Raw genomic sequence first — 22,273 nt, 5'->3', positions numbered from 1 at the left:
GCGGCGGCGAAGGAGCCGTGCGGCGGCCGCACCCCCGTGCGGCGCGGGGCGGTCCGGGTCAGGTCCCGCGCGGCGCGTACATCAGGACGGCCATGCCGGCCAGGCAGACGAGGGCGCCGACGACGTCGTACCGGTCGGGTCGATAGCCGTCGGCGATCACGCCCCAGACGATCGACCCGGCGACGAACACGCCACCGTAGGCGGCCAGTACACGGCCGAAGTGAGCGTCGTGCTGCAAGGTGGCGACGAACCCGTACAGGCCGAGGGCGACGACGCCCGCGCCGGCCCAGACCCAGCCCCTGTTCTCGCGCACCCCCTGCCAGACCAGCCACGCCCCGCCGATCTCGAACAGGGCGGCGACGAGGAACAGGACCAGGGAGCGCACGACGGTCATGGGCGGCACTCTACGCAGCTGACCGCCGGGCTCCGGCCGCCCCTTCCGCGACGCAGCCGAACCGGGGTTTTGCGACGCCTGCGACCGAGCAAGATCAGGAAGGTGTGTCCGGCCCGCCCGGTCAGGAAGGAACGTCGTCGACCACCCCTCCCCCGCGCCCGGTTCGTCGACCGTCCCCCACACCCTTTCGTCGACCATCCCCCCCACGCACCTCCAGGAGAGACCCCATGGCCGTCGTGCCCTGCGCAGAGATCGACATGTTCGCGTCCTCGGACCGGCGCATCCGCTACGAGCAGTACCGGCAGCTGCGGGAACTGGGCGGCGTCGTCCGGCTGCGCGAACCGGACGTCTACGCGCTCACCCGGTACAACGAGGTGAAGGCCGCGCTGGCCGACCACGACACGTTCCTCTCCGGCGAGGGCGTGGGATTCGATCCCGACGTCAACCGGATCATGCGGGGCGTCACCCTGGTCAGCGATCCGCCGGAGCACGACGTGCTGCGCTCCGTCGTCGGGGCCGGACTGCGGCCGGGTTCCGTGCAGGGTCGCGGTGAGGAGATAGCCCGCAAGGCACAGGGCCTCGTGGCCGAGGTCGTCGCCCGGGGCGAGATCGACGGCGTCGCCGAACTGGCCCAGGCCATGCCCATGTTGGTCATACCCGACTACCTCGGCCTGCCCGACCGGGGCCGTGAGCACCTCTACGAGTGGGGCCAGGTGGGCAACGACCTGCTGGGCCCGGTCACCGAACGCACCCCGCACAACATGGAGATGACGCAGCGTCTCTTCGCGTTCGCCCACGAGCTCGCGGCGAGCGGCGAACTCGCGCCCGGGAGTCCCGGAGCCGCCATGCTCGAGGCAGCCGAGCAGGGTGTCATCCCGCAGGAGAAGTGCCCGCTCCTCCTCGTCGACTTCATCGGCCCGTCGTTGGAGACCACGGCCGCCGCGATCGGCCATCTGCTCGTCGTCTTCGCCGAGCGCCCGGACCAGTGGGCCGCCCTGCGCGCCGAGCCCGGGCTGGTGGCCTCGACGATCAACGAACTCCTGCGGTTCGAGACTCCCGTGCGGGGCCTCACCCGTGTCGCCGCGCGCGACACGCGGCTCGGCGGGGTGACGATCCCGCAGGGGGCGCGGGTGTGGGCCCTGTTCGCCTCCGCCAACCGTGACGAGCGCAAGTGGGAGCGCGCCGACGAGTTCGACCTGCGCCGCAATCCGCGCGACCACCTGGCGTTCGGTCACGGCGCGCACGGCTGCGTCGGTCACGGCGTCGCCCGCCTGGAGCTGCACGCCCTGATCCACGCGCTGCTCGACTCCGTCGAGCGGATCGAGTTCACCGGCGACCCGGTGATCGCGGAGAACACCATTCTGAACACGTACGCCGAGGTGCCCGTGCGGCTCGTCGCACGGAAGGCCGCCTGACCGCCCCACGTCGGCGGCCGGTGCGCGCCGCCGCCGCACGCAGGCGTGGGAGGGAGCGCCGCCGTAAGAAGGCCGGGGCGGGAGCGCCGGTTCCCACGCCGCGGGGCTCATCGCAGCGTGGGGACCGCTCCCCCGTCGACGTGCGCCACCTCCACGCCCGGCAGTCCGGCAGCCCACCGGCCGGCCAGGTCCGCCAGCCGCTGCGCGCCGGGTGGCGTGCGTCCGAGCCCGATGGCGTAGCGCGCGCCCGTGGGTTCCGCGGCGGACGCCGGCGCCGACTCCGGCAACGGGGGCAACTGCCGCGGCCAGGCGTGCGCGTCCGCCACGCCCGCCTCCTCCAGTGCCGTGAGCAGCGCGCGCAGCCGTCCGCGTACCCGCCCGTTCAGCTCGTCGAAGTCCCGCGTCCGCCGCCCTCGCACCGTCACCACGGCCCATGCCGTGTGCCGCCGGTGCAGGGGCGGCGGGGACAGCAGCGCGGGCCATGGATCGGCGCCGGACCCGGCCGCTGCCTCCACCGTCTCCCAGGCGCGGTAGAGCTCCTGGCTCACCAGGTCCCGTCCGGGCGGGCCGACCTGTTCGGTGCAGGACCGCACGGGCGCGCTGGGCGTCAGCACGGTCAGGGCGTGGTGGGTCAGGTGTGCCTGCGGTGTGGGGCGGTGGTTTTGGTGGTGGTGCGTCCCGCCGGTCTCGCGCCCGTGCGCGGTGAGGCCGACCGGCTCGCGCCAGTCCCATGCCGCCCAGGTCGCGAAGAACCGTCGCAGCAGCTCATCGGGGTCCGGCACGTCAGGGGGCCGAACGACCGTGCGTGCGGCGAGCACCGTCCAGGCCACGCCGGGCAGGCCGCCGAACGGCGCTCCGTCGAGTCCGCGCGCGCGGGCCCACGCCTTGACGCCCCGGGCCAGCTCCGCGAAGGCCGGCAGGCGGTGCGCGCCCACGGCCGCGAGGACCGCGTCCGCGTCCGACACCGAGCTCAACGCGACCGCCGCGGCCTCGCCCAGCTCGGCCCGCCGGGGCAGGGCCTTTGCCGCAGGCACCGTCCCGGTGGCGACGACCGCCAGGTCCACGTCGAGGCCCTCGGCGTGGAACCGCAGTCCCGGCACGCGCGCGCCGACGACCTCCCGCATCCGTGCGGCCTGCGGCAGAGCGGCCGTCACCCGCTCCCGTACGTCGGCGAGTTCCACGGCGCCGGGCAGCGCCGCGACGAGGTCCAGGTCGGCTCCGGCGAGGGCGCAGCCCATGCGCCGCGAGCCCGCGAGGTGGACGACTCCCTCGCCGAGCGCGTCCGCCAGGCGCCGTACGACGTGCCCGGCCGCCGGTTCGTCGGCAACCGGCCGGACGTGCGCGCCTGCCGGGGGCGAGGCCCAGTCCTGCCGTCCTCGGTCGGGCCGGCCGAGGCCCGGCTCGGGAAGCCACCGCACCTCACCGGTGCCGAGGGCGACCGTGGCGCGCGGCCGCATCGGTTCCTCGCCCCGCCGGGACAGCAGGACGAGTTCGCCGACGCGGGCGGTCATCGGGGCGAGCCGGGTCGCGCACTCGGCGGCGACGGCGTGCGGATCGCCGGTCCGGCCGAGGCTGAGGTGCGGGGTGAATCCGTCGTGGCGGCCACGGCAGCGGGGGAAGCGCCGGACGAGCGCCTGCCACAGCTCTGCCCACGGCGTCCCGTCGTCCGCCGCCGGGTCCAGCCACACGGTGGCGTCCCGCCCGTGGGCGAAGGTGTGCACCCCGTCGAGGCGTGCCGTGAACGGCTCGACCTGCGCGGCCGCCGCGGCGAGCAGCGGGGCCGCCCCCTCGAAGTCGGCCTCGGGGACGAACCCGAACAGCACGTTGACGTGCGGCGGCCAGCGCCGGATCTGCACGTCGTGGTCCCGGCGCACGTCCTGGAGTCCCGGCCACAGCTCGCCCGGCGGCACCCATGCCAGTGCCGTACGGGGCGTCGGCGCGAGGTCGAGGACGTCGACGGGCGTGCCGGCGCCGCAGTGCAGGTCGGCGGCGACCCCGTAGTGGTCGGAGAGATACAGCCCGTCCGGGGTGGGCGTGGTGCCGAGCAGCGTCGCCCCGGTCACGCGCGGGCCGTCGGCGGGGCGCACGAGGACGCGGTCGAGCCGGGAGGCGCGGCCCGACAGGGAGGAGACGGCGGCGAGCGGGTTGTCGCCGGGGTCGAAGGTGGGCGAGTCGTCGTGCGGGCCGTGGGTCTCGGTCCAGGCGTCGAGCATGCCGAGCGTGCGCGCCGGGCCGGGGCCGCCGTCGTTGAAGTCGCCGACCAGGACCAGGCCGCCCGGCACCCCCGCCGTTCCCTCGGCGAGCCGGGTGAGTTCGGCGTCGCGCCGGGCCGGGCCGTTCTCGGAGTGGTCGCTCGTCAGATGGGTGGCGGCCACCGTCAGCGGTCCGGCCGCGGTGTCGACGACGACGGCGGTGACGGCCTTGTGGCGGCCCAGGGCGTGCAGGGCGGCTTCCCGCACGGGGAGCCGGCTGAGCAGCAGCAGACCGCAGTCGTCGACGTCCTTGCCGTAGGGGTCGGCGCCGAGGGTGTAGTGGGCCCGTACCCAGGGCGCCGCCAGGAGCAGGGTCAGCAGCCCCGTCTCGACCTCCTGAAGGGCGATGACGTCGGCGTCGGCGCGCTCGAGGGCCTCCAGCAGCAGTGGGCGGCGCCGGGCGGTGTCGATGCGGTCGCTGTCGTAGCGGTCCCAGAGCGTGTTCCAGGTCAGCACCCGGGTCCCGTCCCGGCCCGGCTCCCCCCGGTCGTGCGCCGCGGGGAGCCACCGCCCGGCGGGGCCGTCCCACGCGTGCGGGGTGCGCGCCGTGAAGAAGGGCGCCCGCAGCAGCCGTGCCTCGCGGACCCGCCCGGCGCCGGAGGCGTCGACGCGGTCCATCCCGGTGGCGCGGTCCCACACGACCTCGCCGTCCGCCTCGACGAACAGCACCCGGTGCCAGGGGATCTCGCCGCCCGGCACGAACGCCGCCAGCGGCACGCGCTTGGGCGCGGCGCCCCGCTGGTGGATGCCGAACACGAACCGCGCGGGGTCGAACCGCGCGTCCCAGCGCACCCGGTGGTAGATCTCCTCGCTGGTACGCATCAGGCGTCCTCCCCCTCCAGTGTGCCGTCGCGGTCCTGTACGGTCCCGTCCGCGTCCACGTACCAGGTGCGGTGCGCCTGGCCGGGATAGGGCGGCACGAAACGGCGCAGTTGCCCCGCCAGCACGTCCGACGGCACCGGATGCGCGCGGCCGGCGTTGCGCCGTGCCAGCTCGTCCTCGTCGGCGAGGACGACGACGTGGGTGACCAGTGCGTCGCGCCGCCGCGCCACGCCGTGGACCAGGGAACGCTGCCGCGGGTCGAGGGACGTGGCGTCCCACACGACCGTGCCGCCGGCCGCGAGCGCTCCGTCCAGCCGGCCCAGGCCCTCCCGCAGTACTTCCGCGTTGGCCTTCTGGTCGGCCCGCGCGCCGCGCGCCGCACGCAGTGCGTCGAGCTCGACGCGCGCCGACACGCCGTCGAGGCGCGCCGCGAAGGAGCTCTTGCCGCTGCCGGACGGGCCCACGAGGTGCACCAGCCGGGGGAAGTCCCCGGCGCGCCACCGCCAGGTCGCCGCCACGGCGTCCTCGACCGTGCGGACCCGTCCCCGCGCGTACGCGTCCCGGGTCTGCGCCCAGCAGCGGTCCGCGGCCTCGCCGCGGATCCCGTCCCGGGCCAGCGCCGCGCGCAGCCCGGACCTCAGGGGCGCGAGCGGAGCCTCGGCGAGCAGTCCCGCCTCCTCCGCGTGCAGCGCGGACCACTCCACCTGTTCGCGCGCCGCCCGCTCGTCCCCCGCGGCCGCCGCCGCGACGGCGTGCAGCACCCCCAGGTCGGCCGCGAACGACATCCCTACGAGCCCGGCCCGCCGCTCCTCGTCGGGGTACGGCCGGTGCAGTGCGGTGTGCAGGCCCACCAGGTCGGCGACGCGCCTCGCCAGCGGCACCCCCAGCGGGCCGGCGGCCCGGCGCATCAGCGACGCGCGCGGCGTGCGGTGCAGCAGCGCGGCCAGCACCCCCGCGAGCCGCGCGTCCCCGCCGCGCCTCAGCGCGGCCAGCCGCGCGCCCGTCTCGACGGCCGCCGCCGCGTCCGCGCGCGCGTGGGTGTTCGCGTCGTCCTCCGCCTCGCCGTGGGCCGTTCCCGCTCCCACGTACCGGGCCAGTGCCGTCGTGTCCGGATCCGCCCCGGATCGCACGGCCCACAGCGCGGCCCGTGGACCGAGCCCGTTCTCCACGACAGCCGCGTGCATCCAGTGGGTGTCCGTGGTGACGTGTCCCGGCCGCACCCACTTGGCGATCCGTCCGGCGAAGTCCTCGCGTGCGAAGCCCTCGACGGTCCGGACCACGTATCCCTCCTGCCGCCCGGTCGCCACCCGCAGGCGGCGCAGCGCGCGCTCGTCGAACACGCCCCGCCACAGCACGGGCGGCGTCGGCACGCCGAGCGCCCGCAGGAACCGCACGGTCCCGTCCCAGTCCAGACACCGGTCGTGCTCCTCCCACACCGAGAACCCGTAGAAGTAGCCGTCCAGTTCGTCGTACGGGATCGAGTGCCGCGCGTACATGTTCTCCCCGCACACCCGCCACCCCGCCGGGATCCGCGCCCCCACCCGCCCCTGCAGCGCCTTGACCCACGTGCGCGACGGATGGTGCGCCGAGTCCACGGACCGGGCGTGCAGCCCGTCCGCGTACAGCGTCGTGTTCTCCCCGTCGAGCTTCTCGGTGACGACGACCTCCCGCCCGGCGAGCCCGCTCAGCCCAGCGGCCCGCACATCGTCCGCGGACGCGCCCGGTGACCAGGGCAAATGAGGGGTCCGAGGGTAGGAGGCACGCATGCGGGCCACTATAGGAGCGCCGGAACGCGGTCCTCCACGGGATTAACCGGGGCCTCGGGCCGAGCTGTCTCCGCTCAGACGTCGAACAGGCGGGCCGCGTTGTCGTGGCACACCGCCCGCAGCCACTCGTCGCCGAGGTCCAGGCGTTCCAGGGCGTGCAGTTGGTGGAGGTAGGGGTAGGGGATGCTGGGGAAGTCGGTGCCGAGCAGGATGCGGTCGCCGAGTGCGGCCAGCCGGGGCAGGGCCCGGCGGGGAAACGGGCTGAGCTCTTCGGCGAAGTCGGTGAACGTCATCGTCGTGTCGAACCGCACCTCCTCGTACCGCTCGGCGAGATCGAGGAAGTCCTCGTACTCGGGCATTCCCATATGGGCGACGATCAGCCGCAGCCGGGGGTGCCCGGCCAGCACCCGCGCGATCGGCTCCGGGCCGGTGTGCTTGCCGGGCGCCGGCCCGGAGCCGCAGTGGATCACCACGGGAACCCCGGCCTCGGCCAGCAACGCCCAGGCCGGCCGCAGGAGTTCGTCCGTCGGGTCGTACGCTCCGACCTGCACGTGCGCCTTGAAGACGCGTGCGCCCGCCTCGACGGCCTCCCGGACGTACGCCTCGACGCCCGGCTCCGGGTGGAGCGTGGCCGTGTGCAGACAGTCGGGGGTGCGGCGGGCGAAGTCGGCCGCCCAGCCGTTCAGCCACGGGGCCATGCCGGGCTTGTGTGGGTAGAGCATCGCGGTGAAGGCCCGCACGCCGAACTGCCGGAGCAGGGCCGTCCGTTCCGCCTCGTCGCGCCGGTAGGTGATGGGCCACTCGAGCCCGCCCGTGAGCGGCCCGACCCCGTCGAAGTACTGCCACACCTTGCGCAGGACGCGCTCGGGCATGAAGTGCGTGTGCACGTCGACCAGCCCGGGAAGGCCGAGCCGTCCCCAGAAGCGCCGGACCTCACCGGCCTCGTCGTCCGGCGGCACGTCGCTCATGGCACCTCGGTGATCGTTCATGCCGCCCACGATCGACCCCGGTGGGGCGGCCGGTCCACTCCTTCACGCGAACGACCCGTGAGGCATCCGTCACCTGCGGCGTGTCGGTGGCGGTGACCGCTCACACGGCGCGCTCCATGCACACCAGTTGTTCCCGCTCGTCCCAGGACTCGGTGACGGCGAAGCCGAACCGCTCGTACAGGGCGACGGCCCCGGTCCGCCAGGCCCACACCGACAGCCGCAGCACGCCGACGCCGTTCGCCGCGGCCTGCGCGAGCGCCGCGCGGAGCAGGCCGGACGCGACGCCCCGGCCCCGGACCGCCGGATCCGTCCAGAGCCTCTTGATCTCGGACCGCCCTTCGGCGGGGGCGGTCACCACCAGGCATCCCACCGTGGCGTCCCCGATCAGCGCCACGAGCACGACGTCGTCGGCGAACACCGTCCGCGGGTCCGCTATCTCCCTGCGATAGCGCTCCGGCAGCGCGTCCACGTCGGCGACGGCCGCGCCCTTCTCCGCCTCCGTCCGCAGGTGGTAGGCGGCCAGCAGCGCGGCCGGCCCGTCGTCCGCGGAACGGGTCCGGCCGGGCCAGCGGACGACGAGGACCTCGCGTCGATCAGTCATGAAGCCCAGCATCACACGACGGCGGACGCGCCCGCGGCCCGCCCCCGGGCGCCGTTCACCGCGCGGCCCGCTTCAGGTTTCGTCCGCCGGGGACAGGTGCACGTAGCCGCTCTCGTCGAAGGGGGTGAACCACGACCTGAACGCCAGTGGCGCGGCCCTCGGGACGGTACCGGCGGCCGCCCCGTCGATCACGCCCAGGGCGTCGTCGTAGAGCCACTGGTGGTCCATGTCCTCGTACACGTGGTCGGCGAACGCGTCGAGAGCGGCCGACACGTCGTCGTCCAGGAGTCCGTACAGCTCCAGTGTCGTGGTCGTCTCGTTGAGGAGCAGCCGCAGGGCGAGTCCCTCGGCCACGCAGCTGAGCCGCTGGAAGGAGCCGTCGGTGAAACGGGTGGTCATGGCGATCACGGTCACCAGGAAGCGGCGCGCGAAGCGGGCGTCGTACTGGAGGGCGTAACGGTCGGGAAGGTGTTCCAGGTGCCACAATGGGCCTTCGCACTCGGCGACGGCCGCGTCCTCCTGCGTCAGGACCTGGAGGTCTTCGAACAGCTCGTCCACCAGGATGTCGGTCGCGTAGAGGAGGGCGCCGGCGGCGAGTGCGGCGGCTCCCTCCCCGGTCGCGCCGGTCACCCCGGTGATGCCGGTCGCGCCCGTCGCGCCCGTCGCGCCCGTCGCGCCGAATATCGCGGGAGGGAACGACCGCAGCGCTCCGGCCAGCCGGAGCATCTGCGTTCTGACCGCCGCGGTCTTCTTCTCCCCGTCGCCCTCCGCCGGGTCCCCGACCGACGGGCCGGCGGAGTGCCGGGCCTTGCGGGCGGCCAGGTCGTCGGGCGGGGCGTCGGGGCCTTCGGCCGCGTCGAGGCTCTCCCTGGCGAGATCCTGGTGCAGCTCGACCTCGCACCGCTCGATCGTCCAGTCCGCCAGCAGCGCCGAGCGCTCCAGCAGCTCGTCCACGAGCGCCTGCACGGTGTCCTCGGCGAGCTCCAGGGACGGAGCGTCCACGATCACTTTCAGCAGGGCGCCTCCGGGATGGACGGCCACGATGGTGTCGAGGAGAGCGACTTCCACTCCCTCGGGGCCTTTGACGGAGCGCACAGAGGCGAATCCGTCCTCGATGAGCGCCACGGCGCCGGCGCGTTGAAGCGGGTCCATCTCCGGAGTGCCCTCCGGGATGCAGGTGTCCACGGTCACTACGTACGTCACGAGCCAGAGCCTGTCAGAGAGCCGCACCGCGGGACACACGCGTACCCCGTCCGACGCGGACGCTCCCCGCGCGTGGCCGGGCGCGGCTCGGGCGTACGGAAGCGTCCGGCGCGGGCGTACGCGAGCGCCCCTCTTCCCGGAATGTTCTGGATATGGTGTTTTCATATAATCCACGCCGATGGGGAGGTAGCGCGGTGGAAGCCCCTCACCGGGCGGGCGCGGCGCCCGAGCAGCCTCGGGGAGCTGTCGGGTACGCCGGCGTACTGCGGGAGCTGCTTCCGATCGCGCTGTGGCGGGAGGACTCGGACGGCCGCATCGTGGAGTGGTCGCTGGCCGCTCAGGACCTGCTCGGGTACCGGCCGCAGGACGTCCTCGACCGGCTCGCTTCGGCCCTTCTGGTGCCCGAGGGCAACCGTGAGCTGGCCGACCACCTCACCCACCGCGTCCAGGGCGGGGAGACCGTGGTCGGCACGCTGTCGGTGCGCCACCGCGACGGCCACCAGGTCACCATGGAGATGTGGATCGTCCCGGCCGCCGACGCGCGGGGCCGGCCCGGAGCTCTGCTGATCGCCGTGGAGACCTCCCAGGTGCTGCGCATGCGCGATTCCCTCGCGGCCCTGGAGAGCCTCTTCCGCCAGTCGCCCATCGGCCTAGCCACCCTCGGCGCCGACCTGCGCTTCCTCCGGGTCAACGACGCCCTCGCCCGGATGAACGGCGCCTCGGCCGCCGAGCACCTCGGCAGGCGGCTGACCGAGGTCGTGCCCGGTGTCAACGCGGTGGCGCTGGAGGCGACCATGCGGGAGGTCCTGGAGCGGGGGACGGCCGTCGTCGACGTCCGCCGCACCGGGCGGACCCCCGCGGACCCCGACCGCGAACGCACCTGGTCGTGCTCCTACGCGCCGCTGCTCGACGGCGGCGGCCGGACCCTGGGCGTGATCGCCTCCCTCATCGACATCACCGAGAGCCAGCAGGCGGAACACGACGCCGAACGCGCCCGTCACCGCTTCGCGCTGCTGGCGGAGGCCGGCGCCCGCATCGGCACCACCCTGGATCTGCGGCAGACCTCCGAGGAGATCGTGCAGATGCTGGTGCCCCAGCTCGCCGACTCCGCCGACGTGCAGCTCCTCGAGGAGGTCCTCGCACCCGACGAGTCCACCGCCGTCACCCGGGGCGTGGTCCGGCGGACGGCCGCCCTCTTCCCCGATCCCGCCGCACCGACCGCGAAGCTGCGCCCCGGCATGACCTCCCGGATCGCGGCGGGCTCCCTCTACGAACGGGTCATCGCCGACGGCCGCCCCACCAACCTCTACCGGGCCGACGTTCCCGCCCTGGTCACCGACCCGCGCGCCGACGAGCTGCGCGCCTACCTCATAAGCCTCGGGTCCGCGCGGCTGATCCCGCTGGTCGCCCGGGGCAAGGTCCTCGGGGCGATCGTGGTGACACGGCTGCGCAGCCGTGAGCCCTTCGACGACCAGGAGTGCGTGCTCATCGACGAGCTGGCGGCGCGTGCCGCCCTCAACATCGACAACGCGCTCATGTACACCCGGCAGCGGGCGGCGGCCCTGACCCTGCAGCGCAGTCTGACCAACCGCGCGCTGCCCGTCGTCCCCGGCCTCGAGCTCACGGGCCGGTACCGGCCGGCGAGCGAGCACGACGTCGGCGGCGACTGGTACGACGTCATCGCGCTGCCCGACGGCAGAACGGGGCTCGTCATCGGGGACGTCATGGGGCACGGCATCCACGCCGCGGCCGTCATGGGCCAGCTCCGCACGGCGGTGCGCACGCTCGCCCGCCACGACGTCGACCCGGCCCGCATGCTCCGCTCGCTCGACGCCGTCGTGGCCGAGATGGGCGACGACCAGATGGCGACCTGCGTCTACGCCGTCCACGACCCCGCCGCCGGCGGATGCCTCGTCGCCAGGGCCGGTCATCCGCCGCCGGCCGTGGTGACGGGCGCGGGCGCCGTCACCTTCCTCGACGGCTCGCCCGGCACCCCGCTGGGAACCGGTGGGCGGCAGTTCGAGGCCGAAGAGGTTCCGCTGCCGTCCGGCAGCCTGCTCGTGCTGTACACCGACGGCCTCATCGAAGCCCGGGACCGCGACCTCGACCAGGGGCTCGACCGGCTCGCCCGGTCCCTGCGGCGACCCGGACGGCCCCTGCCGGCGCTCTGTGACGGCGTCCTCGAGCAGATGCTCCCGCGTCCCGCCCAGGACGACGTCGCGATACTGATGGCGCGCCCGCAGTGACCGGCCGGGCCCGGCGACGCGCGGTGCCGCTCACCCACCGGCGGTCGCCCACCAGTACGCCCCCACCGGCGGTCGGCGGTCGGCGGTCGGCGGTGACATCCAAGACGCGAAGCCGGGTACCCGCACCTGCGGAGGTGGCTCATGTTCGAAGCCGGCGACATCCGTGACTGGCGCGGTCACGACGTGGTGGATCCGGAGGGGCACAGGATCGGCGTCCTGGAGTCGGTCTATGTGGACACCGGGACCGACGTGCCCAGTTTCGCCACCGTGACCGTCGGTCTTCCCACCCGTCGCCGCCTGGTGTTCGTACCGCTCACCGGGGCGACGGTGGGCCCCGGGAACCTGAAGGTGGCCTACGGCAAGAAGACGGTGAGGAAGGCCCCGTCGATCGACGTCGACGGCGAGCTGCTCGCACCGGACGAGCCGAAGGTCTTCGCCCACTACGAACTGGACTACGTGCCGGGCGTCGGCGGCGAACGCCGTATCGCCCGCCGCTGAGACGCCGAGGCCGCAAAAGCGCAAAAGCCGCCGAAGCCGCCGAGGCCCGCCAGTGGGGAGAAACGATGACCCTGTTCCTGTTCCTGATCCTCGTGGCCCTCGTCCTCGGCATCATCGGATTCGCGGCCGACGGGTTGTTCTACCTGCTCGTCATCGGCGCCGTCGTGCTCCTCGCCGATCTCGCCTACGCCGCCGCCCGGTTCCGCCGCGGCGGACGAAAGCACCGCATTGTCCGCTGACCGCCGCCGCCGGCTACGGAGCCGAGGCACGCAGAGGAGCACCGGATGAGGTCCAGCCGTCTCGGGCGCAGCACGGTGGAGGTCACGGAGCTGGGCTTCGGCGGCGGACCACTCGGCGGGCTCTTCGCCCCGCTCGACGACGAGACCGCGGCCGCGACGCTGAGCGCCGCCTGGGACTGCGGCGTCCGCTACTTCGACACGTCCCCGCACTACGGCATCGGCCAGTCCGAGCGCCGCACCGGTGACTTCCTCCGCGGGATGCCGCGTGACACGTTCACCCTGTCCACCAAGGTGGGCCGGCTGCTCGTCGCACAGGATCCGCGGGGCCGCGTCGACGAGCGTTTCCGCGTACCCGCCACGCATCGCCGGGTATGGGACTTCTCCCGTGAAGGTGTGCTGCGCAGTGTGGGGGACTCCCTCGCCCGCATGGGCGTCGACCGCGTCGACGTGCTCCTCCTGCACGACGCCGAGGAGCACTTCGGCACAGCGCTGCGTGAAGGCTTCCCCGCCCTGGCGGAACTGCGTTCCCAGGGCGTGGTCGGGGCGGTCGGAGCGGGCATGCACGACCCCGGGCTGCTGACCGAGCTGGTGCGGGAGACCGACGCCGACGTGGTGATGCTCTCCGGGCGGTACACGCTCCTCGATCACCGTGCTCTGGACGACCTGCTGCCGGCGTGCACGGAGCGCGGGGTGTCCGTCCTCGCCGCGTCGGTCTTCAACTCCGGGCTGCTCGCCACTCCGCGCCCCGTGGAGGGAGCCCACTTCGACTACGCGCCCGCCTCACCGGACGTCCTGCGCCGGGCGCGCGAACTCGCCGACGTCTGCGAGGCGCACGGCGTGCGGCTTCCCGAGGCGGCGATGGCGTTTCCGCTGCGGCACCCGGCGGTCGCGGGCATCGTGATCGGCATGCGCTCCCCGCAGGAAGTGCGGCTCGACGCCGCGGCGTTCGACGCCCCGATCCCCGACCGGCTCTGGTCCGACCTGCGTGAGGCGGGGCTCCTCGACGAACGGGCGCCGGTCGGCGCGTGACGGGGCGGACGGCCGGACGGACCGCCGTGCACGTCCGGGTGCGCGGCGCCCGTCCAGGGTGCGCGGCGCCCGTCCAGGGTGCGCGGCGCGTCGTCGGTCAGTACGGTGGCGTCCTGGTGTTCGATCTCGCCACGGGTGAGGACTCCGGGGTCGTCGGCGTAGGGGTCACGGGCGGTGGAGGCGGCATGTCCGGCAAGAAGGCGGCGGCACTGCCGCGCAAGGCGTACGAGAAGGAACTGCTGCGACTCCAGACGGAGTTGGTGAAACTGCAGGAGTGGGTGCGGGCGTCGGGCACCCGGCTGGTGATCGTGTTCGAGGGGCGGGACGCGGCGGGCAAGGGCGGCACGATCAAGCGGGTCGCCGAGCACCTCAACCCGCGCGTGGCGCGCATCGCGGCACTCCCGAAGCCCACCGAGCGCGAACGCACCCAGTGGTACTTCCAGCGGTATGTGGAGCACCTTCCGGCGGCCGGGGAGATCGTGCTGTTCGACCGGTCCTGGTACAACCGCGCCGGCGTGGAGCATGTGATGGGCTTCTGCACGAAGGAGGAGCACCAGCTCTTCCTCCGCCAGTGTCCGATCTTCGAACGCATGCTGGCCGAGGACGGGGTGCTGCTGCGCAAGTACTGGTTCTCGGTCAGCGACACCGAGCAGCAGGAGCGCTTCCGGCGCCGGCTCAAGGACCCGCTGCGGCGGTGGAAGCTCTCACCGATGGACCTGGAGTCGATCACCCACTGGGAGGCGTACTCCCGGGCCAAGGACGAGATGATGGTGCACACCGACATCGCCGAGGCGCCCTGGTACGTCGTCGAGAGCGACGACAAGCGGCGGGCGCGACTGAACATGATCGCCCACCTGCTGTCGTCCGTGCCGTACCACGAGGTGCCGCCGCCCGTGCTGGAGCTCCCGGAGCGGCCCGCTTCCACCGGCTACCAGCGTCCGCCACGGGATCTGCGCACGTACGTCGCCGACCACGCGGCGGGCATCGGAACCCGTGAGCAGTGAGAGGGTTCCTGCTCGGCGCCGTCTTCGGCGGCCCGGTTCCTCGTGACGTGGCTCGGCACGCCGGACTCGTCCCCCGGTCCGGTGGGCCCGGGGGACGCCCCGCCCCGGTGGCCGGGCTTCATCCCCGGCTGACCGCGCCGGACGAGTCACCCTGACCGCGCGGATCGGTGAGCAGGACGGCGAACAGGCCCCGCTCGCGGGTACCGGCGGGTGTGTGCCAGCAGCCGGCGACATGGCCGGTCGCGTCCGGCGGGAGGAGGGGCGCGTCGTCCGGGGCGGGGGTCAGCACTCGCCTCAGGCGGAGCCTGGTGCCGTGCGGTGCGGACAGTTCGGTGCCGTCCCGGTCGTCGGCGGCGGTGAGGGGCGCGGTGAGGTCCGTGTCGGCGGAGAAGTCCGCGGCGAGGGGCGCGTCGCCGGTGCAGGAGCGGATGACCTCCCGGTCGGGCGTGTCACTGGTGCTCTGGGCCTGCGCCTGGACCCGGCCCTCGATGAGCGCCAGCAGTTGGGCGACCAGCACCGGGTCCTGACAGCCGTCGTAGACCCAGCGCCGGCCCAGCACCCCGTGCTCCGTCGTGCCGACCAGGGCGTGTTCCGCCCCTTCGAGAGGGGCGCCGCGGTAGGTGAGCGGGACCAGGTACGCGGCCGGGTGCGGGCCGGCGGTGTCGGTGACGACCATGAACTCGATCCCGACCTCGCCCTGCGGGTCGTCCAGCCGGAAGCCGCCGGCCTTGGCCGGCTCCGGTCGGCCCGCGCCGCCGGCGTACCACGGCCGGGTGGGCAGCCAGGAAGTGAGCAGCTCCAGCTTGGTCGGCTTCAGGACGGTGTGGTGGATGACGGCCATGCCGAGGCTTCTCCTCCGTGGAACGGATGCGACTCCCCCACCTTCCCATCCCCGGGGTCGCCCGCCCCGACGGTGAGCCCAGACTGGGCCGCGGTCAGCCGTTCTCGCGGCCCGCAGCGGAGCATCCTGAATAGTTATAGGGACCCTGTGAGCTGCAGGTTCTGTAGCTTGTCCACGGATTCCGGATCTGCGGATCACGGAGTACGGATACCAGAGACCTATGGGGGATCGGATTATGAGGACGACGGCAAAGCGGCTGACGGCGGTCGCGGGTGGGCTGGTCATGGCGGCCGGCGCGCTCACGGTCGGCACCGCGTCGAACGCGGCGGCCGCGACCTGCTACGAGGGCGCGGTCAGCAAGACCTTCAACATGGGAACGGACGAGGCCGAGCACCGTTTCGGCCCGTACACCACCACCTCACGGTGCAACGACATCAACCTGAAGATCACCAGCTGGGGCAACGCCAGCCCCCTGCTGGTGCGGGTGTGCTTCCACCCGGCCTCGGGCGGCACGACCTGCAACTCCTGGAAGGAGTTCTACAAGTCGAGCGACCTGAACAAGTGGCGCGTGATCGCCAGCGACGTCAAGAACGGCACCCGCTACAGCGTCTCCCTGGACTTCGCCAGCAACACCTTCAGGGGCGCCCTCGCCCACTGAACACGGCCGCCCCGGCAACCAGCGGCACGAGGCCGCGCCCGGGACTTCGGCTCGTGATGCCGGAGCGCACGACTTCCGACAAACAGGGGGAAGAACACCGATGACCATACGCACGACGCCCAAGGCGATCGCCGCGTTCACGGCGGCGCTCACACTCGCGGGTGCGGGGGTGGTAGCCACTGCCACCACCGCGAGCGCCGCTACCTGCTACGGCAGCGCCCACTCCTTCGAGAAGAGCCGGAACACCCACTACCTTCCCTGGGGCAACAGTTACTGGTCGACGACCAGCAACTGCGCCGACATCAACATCAAGATCTCGGCGGCCCGGAAGGTGAAGGTCTGCTTCTACAACAAGCCCCACCCCTCCCTCAACTACTGCCAGGACAACTACAAGACCACGACGGCGAACGAGTGGACCACGATCGCCACCGACGTCAAGGACGGCACCCTCTTCCGCTTCTACTTTGCGGACCCGAGCACTCCATGGCTCGGCTTCTACGCCGCCTGACCCCTTCGTCAGGCTCGCCCGTCCGAAGCCGGACGTCGAACGACAAGCTCAGCCCTTGACGGCCTCCGCGATCCGCGTTGCGGCCTGGGCGGGCGTGAGGTGGGTGGTGTCGACGACCTCGGCCTCGCCGTGCAGCCAGGTGCGGGCCGCCTCGGCGTAGGGCTCGAGATACCTGCCCGTCGGGGTCGTCGGGCCGGCGCCGAAAATCGAACACATGATTGAATTCGGCCATGCGACCGATTCCCGCCGATCTCGCCGAGGCCCTGGAGGACTGGCACACCACCTACCGCCGGCTCGCCGCCCAGCCGTGCAGCGCCCTGCGGCGCAGACTCATCCGGCTGTCGTGCGAAGTGCTGTCCCACCCGTACTGGGGCGGTGGCCGGAGCGCGGCGGCGCGGGCAGCCTTTTTCACGGCAGGACGCGGAGGGGGGCTCCGCCATGGGGCCCACCCCGGACGGGGGTGAGGCGCGTCGTGCCCCAGCTGCCGCCTGACCCGTCCCGGCTCCGGGTGATCCTCGCCCATCTCGACCGGCAGATGGCGGAGCACGAGACCCTGGCCGTCTACCTGCGGCTCCAGCGGGACGCCGTACTCGCCGCGCTCGCCCGCTCCGAGCATCGGCCGCAGCGTCGGCCGGCTCCCCGGGCGAAGGGCGCCGGGTCGCTGCCCGGCTTCACCCCGCACCCGGTCCCCGGGCGGGACGAGGGCTTCGTCGTACAGCAGAAGCGCACCCCCGGCGGGCCCGAGCCCGCCCTGATCCACCTGGCCGACTGCACCATGATCGAGGCCGCCTCGCACCGGATCCGGGCCGACGAGGCACGCACGGCGCTCGCTGTCCCGAACATCGAGCCGTGCCGGTTCTGCCGCCCGGACACGGCACTGGGCATCGACGTGGCGTGAAAGCATCAGGTCGGGCGGGACGGTTTCCGGGGCAACCGCACGGGGAGCGTCCACTCGACGAGGGAGTGTCCACACCATGGGAACCGCCGTCCACGTCCCCCAGACCCGGGACATGATCGGGGAGGAACTCTCCGGAGACGAGGCGTTCACCGCCCTGCGCCACTACGGAGGCCTGCGGCTGCTGATCGACTCCTTCGCCCGGTTCCGCTACGCGGACGGCTTCAGCAACGCACGCGCACTCGCCTTCCAGGTGGTGCTCGCACTGGTGCCGTGCACCGTGGCACTCGTAGGGCTGGCCACCTCGGTGCACACCGAGGGCGCCGGCCGGATCATCGAACTGACCCTCGGCCACATCGTGCCGGGCGCCAGCGCCGACATCGTCGAGGACGCCTTCGCGGGGACCCGGCGCAGCGCCGACGGCGACGTGTGGAGCACGCTCGCCCTCTGGCTCGGCCTGGCGTTCGCGCTGCTGAACCTCGCCTCGGCCATGGGGCAGATCGAACGCGGCGCCAACCGCATCTACGGCATCGAGCGCGACCGCCCCTTCCCGCGCAAGTACGCCAGGGCACTGGTCCTCGCGATCTCGGCCGGTCTGCCCCTGGTGCTGGGCTTCGTCGTGCTCGTCGCCGGCGAGGCCGTCGGTGACGCCGTCGCACAGTCCGCCGGACGGGAGGGCGGCGGACCACGATGGTGGAGCGTTCTCGAGATCCCCGTCGGCCTCGTCCTGGCCTGGGCAGCGTCCGCCGTGATCTTCCGCTGGTCGCCCCGCCGCGTGCAGCCGGGGTACACCTGGCTGGCCTTCGGCTCCGCCGTGCACCTGCTGCTCTGGGTCGCGGCCACCTGGCTGCTCGCCCTGTACGTCGAGGAGAGCGGCGGCTTCGGCGCCCTGTACGGGCCGCTCACCGCGTTCATCGCCCTGCTGCTGTGGGCCAACCTCACGGCCGTCGCGCTCTTCCTCGGCATCGCGTTCGCCGCGCAACTCGAAGCGGCTCGCGCCGGCATCACCTCGGCTGTACGGCCGGACCCCGGTCCGGGTGCGTGACGCGTCCGCACGCACCCGCCGAGGAGCCGCCGCGCCCTCCGGCCAACTGCCCGTCCACCGGACGCTCACCCCGCCCGGTTCCGCCGTCCGCCCTCCACTCCCTCCCGCAGCCTATGCATTCCTTGACACGAATATTCGTGTCGAGGAATACTGGAGCCATGGACGCACTTCTCACCGCACTGGCCGATCCGGCCCGCTGGCGGCTCGTGGTTCTGCTGGCCGGGCGCCCCCGCTCGGTCGGCGTCCTCGCCCAGCTCGCCGAGGCGCGCCAGCCGCAGACGACCAAGCACCTGCAGACCCTGGAGCGCGCCGGCGTCCTCACCTCCCGGCGCACCGGCCAGCGCCGTGTCTACACGCTGCGGTCGGGCCCCCTGCGGGAGCTGGCGGCCGAACTGACCCGGCTCGCCGACGACGCGGACCGGGTCGACGGCCCGCATACGACGCACACCCGCTACGGCGCCGCAGTGCAGACAGAGAGGGGCCGCGCGGAGGAGTCGGGATGGGCCGACGGCCGATCGTTCGGCTTCCACCGGTCACTGGCCGGCCGCCCGGAGCTGGTCTGGCGTCACCTCACCGAGCCGTCCCTGCTCGCCCGGTGGTGGGCGCCGGACGACCTGCGCGTCTCCGAGCTGGTCTTCGAGGCGCGGCCGGGCGGCCGGATCGTCCAGGAGTACCGCGACGTCGAGGACGCGGACGGCTGCGACCCGGTTGCCGGACGCGCCGAGGGAGTCGTCGACGTGGCGGAGCCGGGCGAGCGTCTCGCCTACCGGTTGTCGCCGCTGCTTCCGGGCGGCGGCCTCGCCTTCACCGCTCACGTCGATCTCGGCCTGCGGGCCACCGCCGCCGGCACGGACCTCGACGCCCGCTGGCGCCTCAGCGACAGCACCGTCGACTCCGCGGACTTCGTCGCCGGCATCGAGATCGGCTTCGGCCAGAGCCTCGACAAGCTCGCCGACGTCGTCAGCAGCGCTCAGCGCGCCGCCGAGGCGACGCACACCGAAGGAAAGGACGCACAGTCATGACCGAGTCCAAGTCCAAGTCCCCCGGACGCAAGGTGACGGCGAACCTCGCCCTCACCCTCGACGGGCGGTACAGCGGCCCCGGCGGGCCGGGCGATCTCGGCGCGATCGTCCGCTACGCAACGACCGAGGTCGCGCGGGGCCATCTCACGCGCATGCGGCAGGACGCCACGACGGCCGTACTCGGTCGAGTCAACGCCGAGGGATTCCTCGGGTTCTGGCCGATGGTCGCCGGGGACGAGAACGCCGACCCGCGGGACCGCGGATACGCGAAGTGGCTGGTCGACACGGAGAAGGTGGTCCTGTCGACGACGTTGACCGAAGCGCCGTGGGCCCACGCCCGCGTGGTGAACGCCCCGGCCGCCGACGTCATCGCCGGCCTCAAGGCCACCGGCGAGGGCGACATCCTCGTCAACAGCAGCGCGAGCGTGATCAAGGCGCTGCTCTCCGCGGACCTGGTCGACCGGCTGTACCTGCTGATCTGCCCCGAGATCGTCGGCGGCGGCCGGCGGCTGTTCGAGGACGGTCTGCCGGGCTCGCAGTGGCGGCTCACCCACCACGAGACCGGCGAACTGGGCGAGACGGCCGTGGTCTACGACCGGCTCCGCTGAACGGACCGGCGTCACGGGGCCCTGTCCTCGCACGGTGCTCGCACGAGCCGTCCACCGACCCGGCGTGGCGTGCGGGGCGGGCGACTGGCATCATCTAGGTCAGCACGGGAGGGGGCGCCCATGGGCGACGAGATGTCCGGCGTGGCGCATCGGTCCGGCACGTCGCCGGGCAGTCCGGAGCAGACGGTCGCGGAGGCGCGGAAGGCGTTCTTCGTGATGTTCGGGTTCCTGGCGTTGGTCGGGCTGGCGCAGATCGTCAACTTCGCGGACGACTACGCCACGGCGCGCGAGTACGGCCTGGTGTCCGGTGAGACGGGCAGCCTCCCGCACGTTCTCACCGCGCCGTTCCTGCACTGGAGTTGGGCCCACATCGAGAGCAACTCCGGCCCGCTGTTCGTGTTCGGCTTCCTCGCCGCCTACCGGGGTGTGGTGCGTTTCCTCGGGCTGAGTCTGCTGGTGGCGGTGACCAGCGGGCTCACGGTCTGGTTCTTCGAGGACGGACACGTCGAGACGGTCGGCGCCAGCGGCCTGATCTTCGGCTACTTCGGCTACGTCGTCGTCCGCGGCCTCTTCGACCGGCACCTGCTCGACACTCTCGTCGGCGTCGTGATGGCGGCCTCCTTCGCCTACATGCTCACCGTCGCGGTCCCCGGCACGCCCGGCGTGAGCTGGCTCGCGCACCTGGGCGGGCTGGTCGGCGGCCTGGCGGGCGCATGGCTGTTCCGCGACCGCGACCGCCCTCGTGGTCGTGACCGCACCCGGGGCCGCCGCACGAAAACCGACGACACGGCGGACGCCCGCCACAGCGCCGCGAGCCCACGCGCCGCCCTGCACAAGGAACTCGGCGACCTGGGCCTGCTCTGACCGGCACTCGACGGCCGGCCCGCGCCGGCACCGGCCCTGCGCTCACGTGATGTGTTCGGTCTGCCGCACGGGCGCCTCGTCCCGCTTCGCGGCGACGGCCATGACGACCACCGACAGGGCGACGACGCCCGCGCCGACGTAGAGCGGCGCGGTGTAGCCGAGGCCCGCGCTGATGGCCATGCCCCCGAGCCAGGCGCCCAGGGCGTTGCCGATGTTGGACGCCGACACGTTGGCGCCTGCGGCCAGCGCGGCCCCGTGGGCGTGGTCGGTGACCCTCGTGATCAGGCCGGGCACGCTCGCGAAACCGAAGGCCCCCATCAGGAACAGCAGGATCACCGTCGCGACGGCGTTGCCGGCCAGCAGGCCGAACGCGGTCAGGGTGACGGCGAGTCCGAGAAGGGCGAGGACCAGGGCGCGGTCGCGGTCCCGGTCGGCCGCTCGGCCTCCGACCAGGTTCCCGACGACGAGGCCGGCGCCGTACACCATCAGCAGCCGGGCGACGTCCGTCGAGGAGAAACCGCCGACCTCGGTGACGGTGTAGGCGAGGTAGGTGAACGCGCCGAACATCCCGCCGCAGCCGAGCGCGGTGGCCGTCAGTGTCAGCCAGACCTGCCAGGACCGGAACGCTCGGAGTTCGGCTCGCAGGCCGCTGGGCGGCGCCGGGTCCGGGTCCGGGTCGTTCCTCGCGTGCGACGGCGGTGCGTTGCCCGCCCAGCCGGGGACGAGGGCGACGATGCCCGCCAGCGCCAGCACGCCGATGGCGGTGACCGCCCAGAACGCCGCCCGCCAGCCCCAGCGTTCGCCGACCAGCGCACCGAACGGCACGCCCAGCACGTTCGCGAGCGTCAGCCCCGCGAACATGACCGCCACCGCGCGGGACTTCCGCTCCGGCGCGACCAGGCTGCGGGCGACCAGCGAGCCGATGCCGAAGAACGAGCCATGGCACAACGCCGCGACGATCCGTCCGAGCATCATCACCGGACAGTTCGGCGCGACGGCCGACAGCAGGTTGCCGATGACGAACAGGGCCACCAGGCCGACCAGGACCGCTTTGCGGGGCAACCGAGCCGTGGCCGCGGTCAGCACGATCGCGCCGATCGCCACGCTCAACGCGTACCCGGAGATCAGCCGGCCAGCCGTCGCTTCGGACACTCCGAAACCGGACGCCACCGGTGGAAGCAGCCCGGCGATCAGGAACCCGGTCGGCCCGATGCCGAAGCCGCCGAGTGCCGGCGCTATCAGCCCACTCGGCATCCGTCGCTCCCCTTCGCTCTCCGTGTCACGGGGGAACGGGACGTGCGTCCTGCCGCAGCGCACGGAACTCCCCCGTCCCGCACCGCACACCTGCGGCCCGACGCGGGACCACGCGGCAAG

The 22,273-nt window shown here is 73.2% G+C and carries 22 protein-coding genes and 1 pseudogene; 14 read left to right on the top strand and 9 right to left on the bottom strand.

All coding sequences use genetic code 11. The annotated features are described in order from the left end of the window. Positions 1 to 58: 58 nt before the first annotated feature. Positions 59 to 394, bottom strand: a complete 336-nt coding sequence (locus tag QA802_RS39540) for a YnfA family protein (protein WP_334533460.1) — start codon at positions 392 to 394, stop codon at positions 59 to 61. Between the two features lie 227 nt (positions 395 to 621). Here QA802_RS39540 and QA802_RS39535 point away from each other — a divergent pair, with 227 nt between their 5' ends. Further along, positions 622 to 1,809: a cytochrome P450 gene (locus tag QA802_RS39535; RefSeq protein WP_334533457.1), complete on the top strand. Its 1,188-nt coding sequence runs from the start codon at positions 622 to 624 to the stop codon at positions 1,807 to 1,809. Positions 1,810 to 1,916: 107 nt separating this feature from the next. Here the strand turns inward: QA802_RS39535 and QA802_RS39530 are convergent, their stop codons facing one another. The 5 genes from QA802_RS39530 to QA802_RS39510 form a co-directional block, all read right to left on the bottom strand. After that, entirely contained in the window at positions 1,917 to 4,883 is a 2,967-nt protein-coding gene (locus QA802_RS39530) for a poly(A) polymerase (RefSeq protein ID WP_334533454.1), read from the bottom strand. Next, complete coding sequence (locus QA802_RS39525; protein WP_334533451.1) at positions 4,883 to 6,649, bottom strand: RNA ligase family protein; 1,767 nt, start codon at positions 6,647 to 6,649, stop codon at positions 4,883 to 4,885. Before QA802_RS39525 ends, QA802_RS39530 begins: the two co-directional genes overlap by 1 nt. 74 nt (positions 6,650 to 6,723) lie before the next feature. Beyond that, complete coding sequence (locus QA802_RS39520) at positions 6,724 to 7,638, bottom strand: amidohydrolase family protein (protein ID WP_334533448.1); 915 nt, start codon at positions 7,636 to 7,638, stop codon at positions 6,724 to 6,726. 100 nt (positions 7,639 to 7,738) lie between these two features. Beyond that, a complete protein-coding gene (locus tag QA802_RS39515; RefSeq protein WP_334533445.1) occupies positions 7,739 to 8,239 on the bottom strand; it encodes a GNAT family N-acetyltransferase in 501 nt (166 codons plus the stop codon). Positions 8,240 to 8,311: 72 nt separating this feature from the next. Then, entirely contained in the window at positions 8,312 to 9,442 is a 1,131-nt protein-coding gene (locus tag QA802_RS39510) for a hypothetical protein (protein ID WP_334533442.1), read from the bottom strand. Positions 9,443 to 9,636: 194 nt separating this feature from the next. Here QA802_RS39510 and QA802_RS39505 point away from each other — a divergent pair, with 194 nt between their 5' ends. The 5 genes from QA802_RS39505 to ppk2 all read left to right on the top strand — a co-directional run bounded on the left by QA802_RS39505 (position 9,637) and on the right by ppk2 (position 14,458). Then, on the top strand, positions 9,637 to 11,688 hold the full coding sequence (locus QA802_RS39505; RefSeq protein WP_334533439.1) for a SpoIIE family protein phosphatase: 2,052 nt from the start codon (positions 9,637 to 9,639) through the stop codon (positions 11,686 to 11,688). 141 nt (positions 11,689 to 11,829) lie between these two features. Then, positions 11,830 to 12,186, top strand: a complete 357-nt coding sequence (locus QA802_RS39500) for a PRC-barrel domain-containing protein (protein ID WP_334533436.1) — start codon at positions 11,830 to 11,832, stop codon at positions 12,184 to 12,186. A 65-nt stretch (positions 12,187 to 12,251) separates the two neighbouring features. Then, positions 12,252 to 12,425: a hypothetical protein gene (locus QA802_RS39495; protein WP_334533433.1), complete on the top strand. Its 174-nt coding sequence runs from the start codon at positions 12,252 to 12,254 to the stop codon at positions 12,423 to 12,425. A gap of 45 nt (positions 12,426 to 12,470) precedes the next feature. Continuing rightward, the gene (locus QA802_RS39490; protein ID WP_334533430.1) at positions 12,471 to 13,454 is read left to right on the top strand and encodes an aldo/keto reductase; all 984 of its coding nucleotides are present in this window, start codon (positions 12,471 to 12,473) and stop codon (positions 13,452 to 13,454) included. A gap of 185 nt (positions 13,455 to 13,639) precedes the next feature. Continuing rightward, positions 13,640 to 14,458 (top strand): polyphosphate kinase 2, encoded by an 819-nt coding sequence (gene ppk2, locus QA802_RS39485; protein ID WP_334535180.1) that lies wholly within the window; start codon positions 13,640 to 13,642, stop codon positions 14,456 to 14,458. A 118-nt stretch (positions 14,459 to 14,576) separates the two neighbouring features. Here the strand turns inward: ppk2 and QA802_RS39480 are convergent, their stop codons facing one another. Continuing rightward, a complete protein-coding gene (locus tag QA802_RS39480; protein ID WP_334533427.1) occupies positions 14,577 to 15,299 on the bottom strand; it encodes a maltokinase N-terminal cap-like domain-containing protein in 723 nt (240 codons plus the stop codon). Positions 15,300 to 15,534: 235 nt separating this feature from the next. Between QA802_RS39480 and QA802_RS39475 the strand changes: the two genes are divergently transcribed. After that, complete coding sequence (locus QA802_RS39475; RefSeq protein WP_319167821.1) at positions 15,535 to 15,957, top strand: hypothetical protein; 423 nt, start codon at positions 15,535 to 15,537, stop codon at positions 15,955 to 15,957. 100 nt (positions 15,958 to 16,057) lie between these two features. Further along, positions 16,058 to 16,465: a hypothetical protein gene (locus QA802_RS39470; RefSeq protein WP_319167819.1), complete on the top strand. Its 408-nt coding sequence runs from the start codon at positions 16,058 to 16,060 to the stop codon at positions 16,463 to 16,465. Between the two features lie 48 nt (positions 16,466 to 16,513). Here the strand turns inward: QA802_RS39470 and QA802_RS39465 are convergent. Continuing rightward, a pseudogene (locus tag QA802_RS39465) lies at positions 16,514 to 16,642 on the bottom strand (ATP-binding protein); the annotation flags it as partial. A gap of 53 nt (positions 16,643 to 16,695) precedes the next feature. Between QA802_RS39465 and QA802_RS39460 the strand changes: the two are divergent. From QA802_RS39460 to QA802_RS39435, 6 genes are all read left to right on the top strand, one after another. After that, on the top strand, positions 16,696 to 16,929 hold the full coding sequence (locus QA802_RS39460; RefSeq protein WP_334533422.1) for a DUF8825 domain-containing protein: 234 nt from the start codon (positions 16,696 to 16,698) through the stop codon (positions 16,927 to 16,929). Positions 16,930 to 16,937: 8 nt separating this feature from the next. Then, a complete protein-coding gene (locus tag QA802_RS39455) occupies positions 16,938 to 17,363 on the top strand; it encodes a DUF6233 domain-containing protein (RefSeq protein WP_334533420.1) in 426 nt (141 codons plus the stop codon). A 76-nt stretch (positions 17,364 to 17,439) separates the two neighbouring features. Beyond that, positions 17,440 to 18,405 (top strand): YihY/virulence factor BrkB family protein, encoded by a 966-nt coding sequence (locus QA802_RS39450; RefSeq protein ID WP_334533418.1) that lies wholly within the window; start codon positions 17,440 to 17,442, stop codon positions 18,403 to 18,405. A gap of 158 nt (positions 18,406 to 18,563) precedes the next feature. Beyond that, a complete protein-coding gene (locus tag QA802_RS39445) occupies positions 18,564 to 19,427 on the top strand; it encodes a metalloregulator ArsR/SmtB family transcription factor (RefSeq protein ID WP_334533415.1) in 864 nt (287 codons plus the stop codon). Beyond that, the gene (locus QA802_RS39440) at positions 19,424 to 20,035 is read left to right on the top strand and encodes a dihydrofolate reductase family protein (RefSeq protein WP_334533411.1); all 612 of its coding nucleotides are present in this window, start codon (positions 19,424 to 19,426) and stop codon (positions 20,033 to 20,035) included. Before QA802_RS39445 ends, QA802_RS39440 begins: the two co-directional genes overlap by 4 nt. Before the next feature lie 120 nt (positions 20,036 to 20,155). Further along, on the top strand, positions 20,156 to 20,899 hold the full coding sequence (locus QA802_RS39435; protein WP_334533408.1) for a rhomboid family intramembrane serine protease: 744 nt from the start codon (positions 20,156 to 20,158) through the stop codon (positions 20,897 to 20,899). 42 nt (positions 20,900 to 20,941) lie between these two features. Here the strand turns inward: QA802_RS39435 and QA802_RS39430 are convergent, their stop codons facing one another. After that, positions 20,942 to 22,153 (bottom strand): MFS transporter, encoded by a 1,212-nt coding sequence (locus tag QA802_RS39430; protein WP_334533406.1) that lies wholly within the window; start codon positions 22,151 to 22,153, stop codon positions 20,942 to 20,944. Positions 22,154 to 22,273: the final 120 nt, after the last annotated feature.

This window comes from Streptomyces sp. B21-105 (assembly GCF_036898465.1).
Classification (GTDB): domain Bacteria; phylum Actinomycetota; class Actinomycetes; order Streptomycetales; family Streptomycetaceae; genus Streptomyces.
The sequence above is the reverse complement of the archived record's forward strand: the minus strand, read 5'-3'. Positions and strand labels throughout refer to the sequence as shown.

Coding starts and splice junctions, on each gene's coding strand:
- QA802_RS39540 (WP_334533460.1), bottom strand. CDS start 394: ATGACCGTCGTGCGCTCCCTGGTCCTGTTCCTCGTCGCCGCCCTGTTC.
- QA802_RS39535 (WP_334533457.1), top strand. CDS start 622: ATGGCCGTCGTGCCCTGCGCAGAGATCGACATGTTCGCGTCCTCGGAC.
- QA802_RS39530 (WP_334533454.1), bottom strand. CDS start 4,883: ATGCGTACCAGCGAGGAGATCTACCACCGGGTGCGCTGGGACGCGCGG.
- QA802_RS39525 (WP_334533451.1), bottom strand. CDS start 6,649: ATGCGTGCCTCCTACCCTCGGACCCCTCATTTGCCCTGGTCACCGGGC.
- QA802_RS39520 (WP_334533448.1), bottom strand. CDS start 7,638: ATGAACGATCACCGAGGTGCCATGAGCGACGTGCCGCCGGACGACGAG.
- QA802_RS39515 (WP_334533445.1), bottom strand. CDS start 8,239: ATGACTGATCGACGCGAGGTCCTCGTCGTCCGCTGGCCCGGCCGGACC.
- QA802_RS39500 (WP_334533436.1), top strand. CDS start 11,830: ATGTTCGAAGCCGGCGACATCCGTGACTGGCGCGGTCACGACGTGGTG.
- QA802_RS39495 (WP_334533433.1), top strand. CDS start 12,252: ATGACCCTGTTCCTGTTCCTGATCCTCGTGGCCCTCGTCCTCGGCATC.
- QA802_RS39490 (WP_334533430.1), top strand. CDS start 12,471: ATGAGGTCCAGCCGTCTCGGGCGCAGCACGGTGGAGGTCACGGAGCTG.
- ppk2 (WP_334535180.1), top strand. CDS start 13,640: ATGTCCGGCAAGAAGGCGGCGGCACTGCCGCGCAAGGCGTACGAGAAG.
- QA802_RS39480 (WP_334533427.1), bottom strand. CDS start 15,299: ATGGCCGTCATCCACCACACCGTCCTGAAGCCGACCAAGCTGGAGCTG.
- QA802_RS39475 (WP_319167821.1), top strand. CDS start 15,535: ATGAGGACGACGGCAAAGCGGCTGACGGCGGTCGCGGGTGGGCTGGTC.
- QA802_RS39470 (WP_319167819.1), top strand. CDS start 16,058: ATGACCATACGCACGACGCCCAAGGCGATCGCCGCGTTCACGGCGGCG.
- QA802_RS39460 (WP_334533422.1), top strand. CDS start 16,696: ATGCGACCGATTCCCGCCGATCTCGCCGAGGCCCTGGAGGACTGGCAC.
- QA802_RS39450 (WP_334533418.1), top strand. CDS start 17,440: ATGGGAACCGCCGTCCACGTCCCCCAGACCCGGGACATGATCGGGGAG.
- QA802_RS39445 (WP_334533415.1), top strand. CDS start 18,564: ATGGACGCACTTCTCACCGCACTGGCCGATCCGGCCCGCTGGCGGCTC.
- QA802_RS39440 (WP_334533411.1), top strand. CDS start 19,424: ATGACCGAGTCCAAGTCCAAGTCCCCCGGACGCAAGGTGACGGCGAAC.
- QA802_RS39435 (WP_334533408.1), top strand. CDS start 20,156: ATGGGCGACGAGATGTCCGGCGTGGCGCATCGGTCCGGCACGTCGCCG.
- QA802_RS39430 (WP_334533406.1), bottom strand. CDS start 22,153: ATGCCGAGTGGGCTGATAGCGCCGGCACTCGGCGGCTTCGGCATCGGG.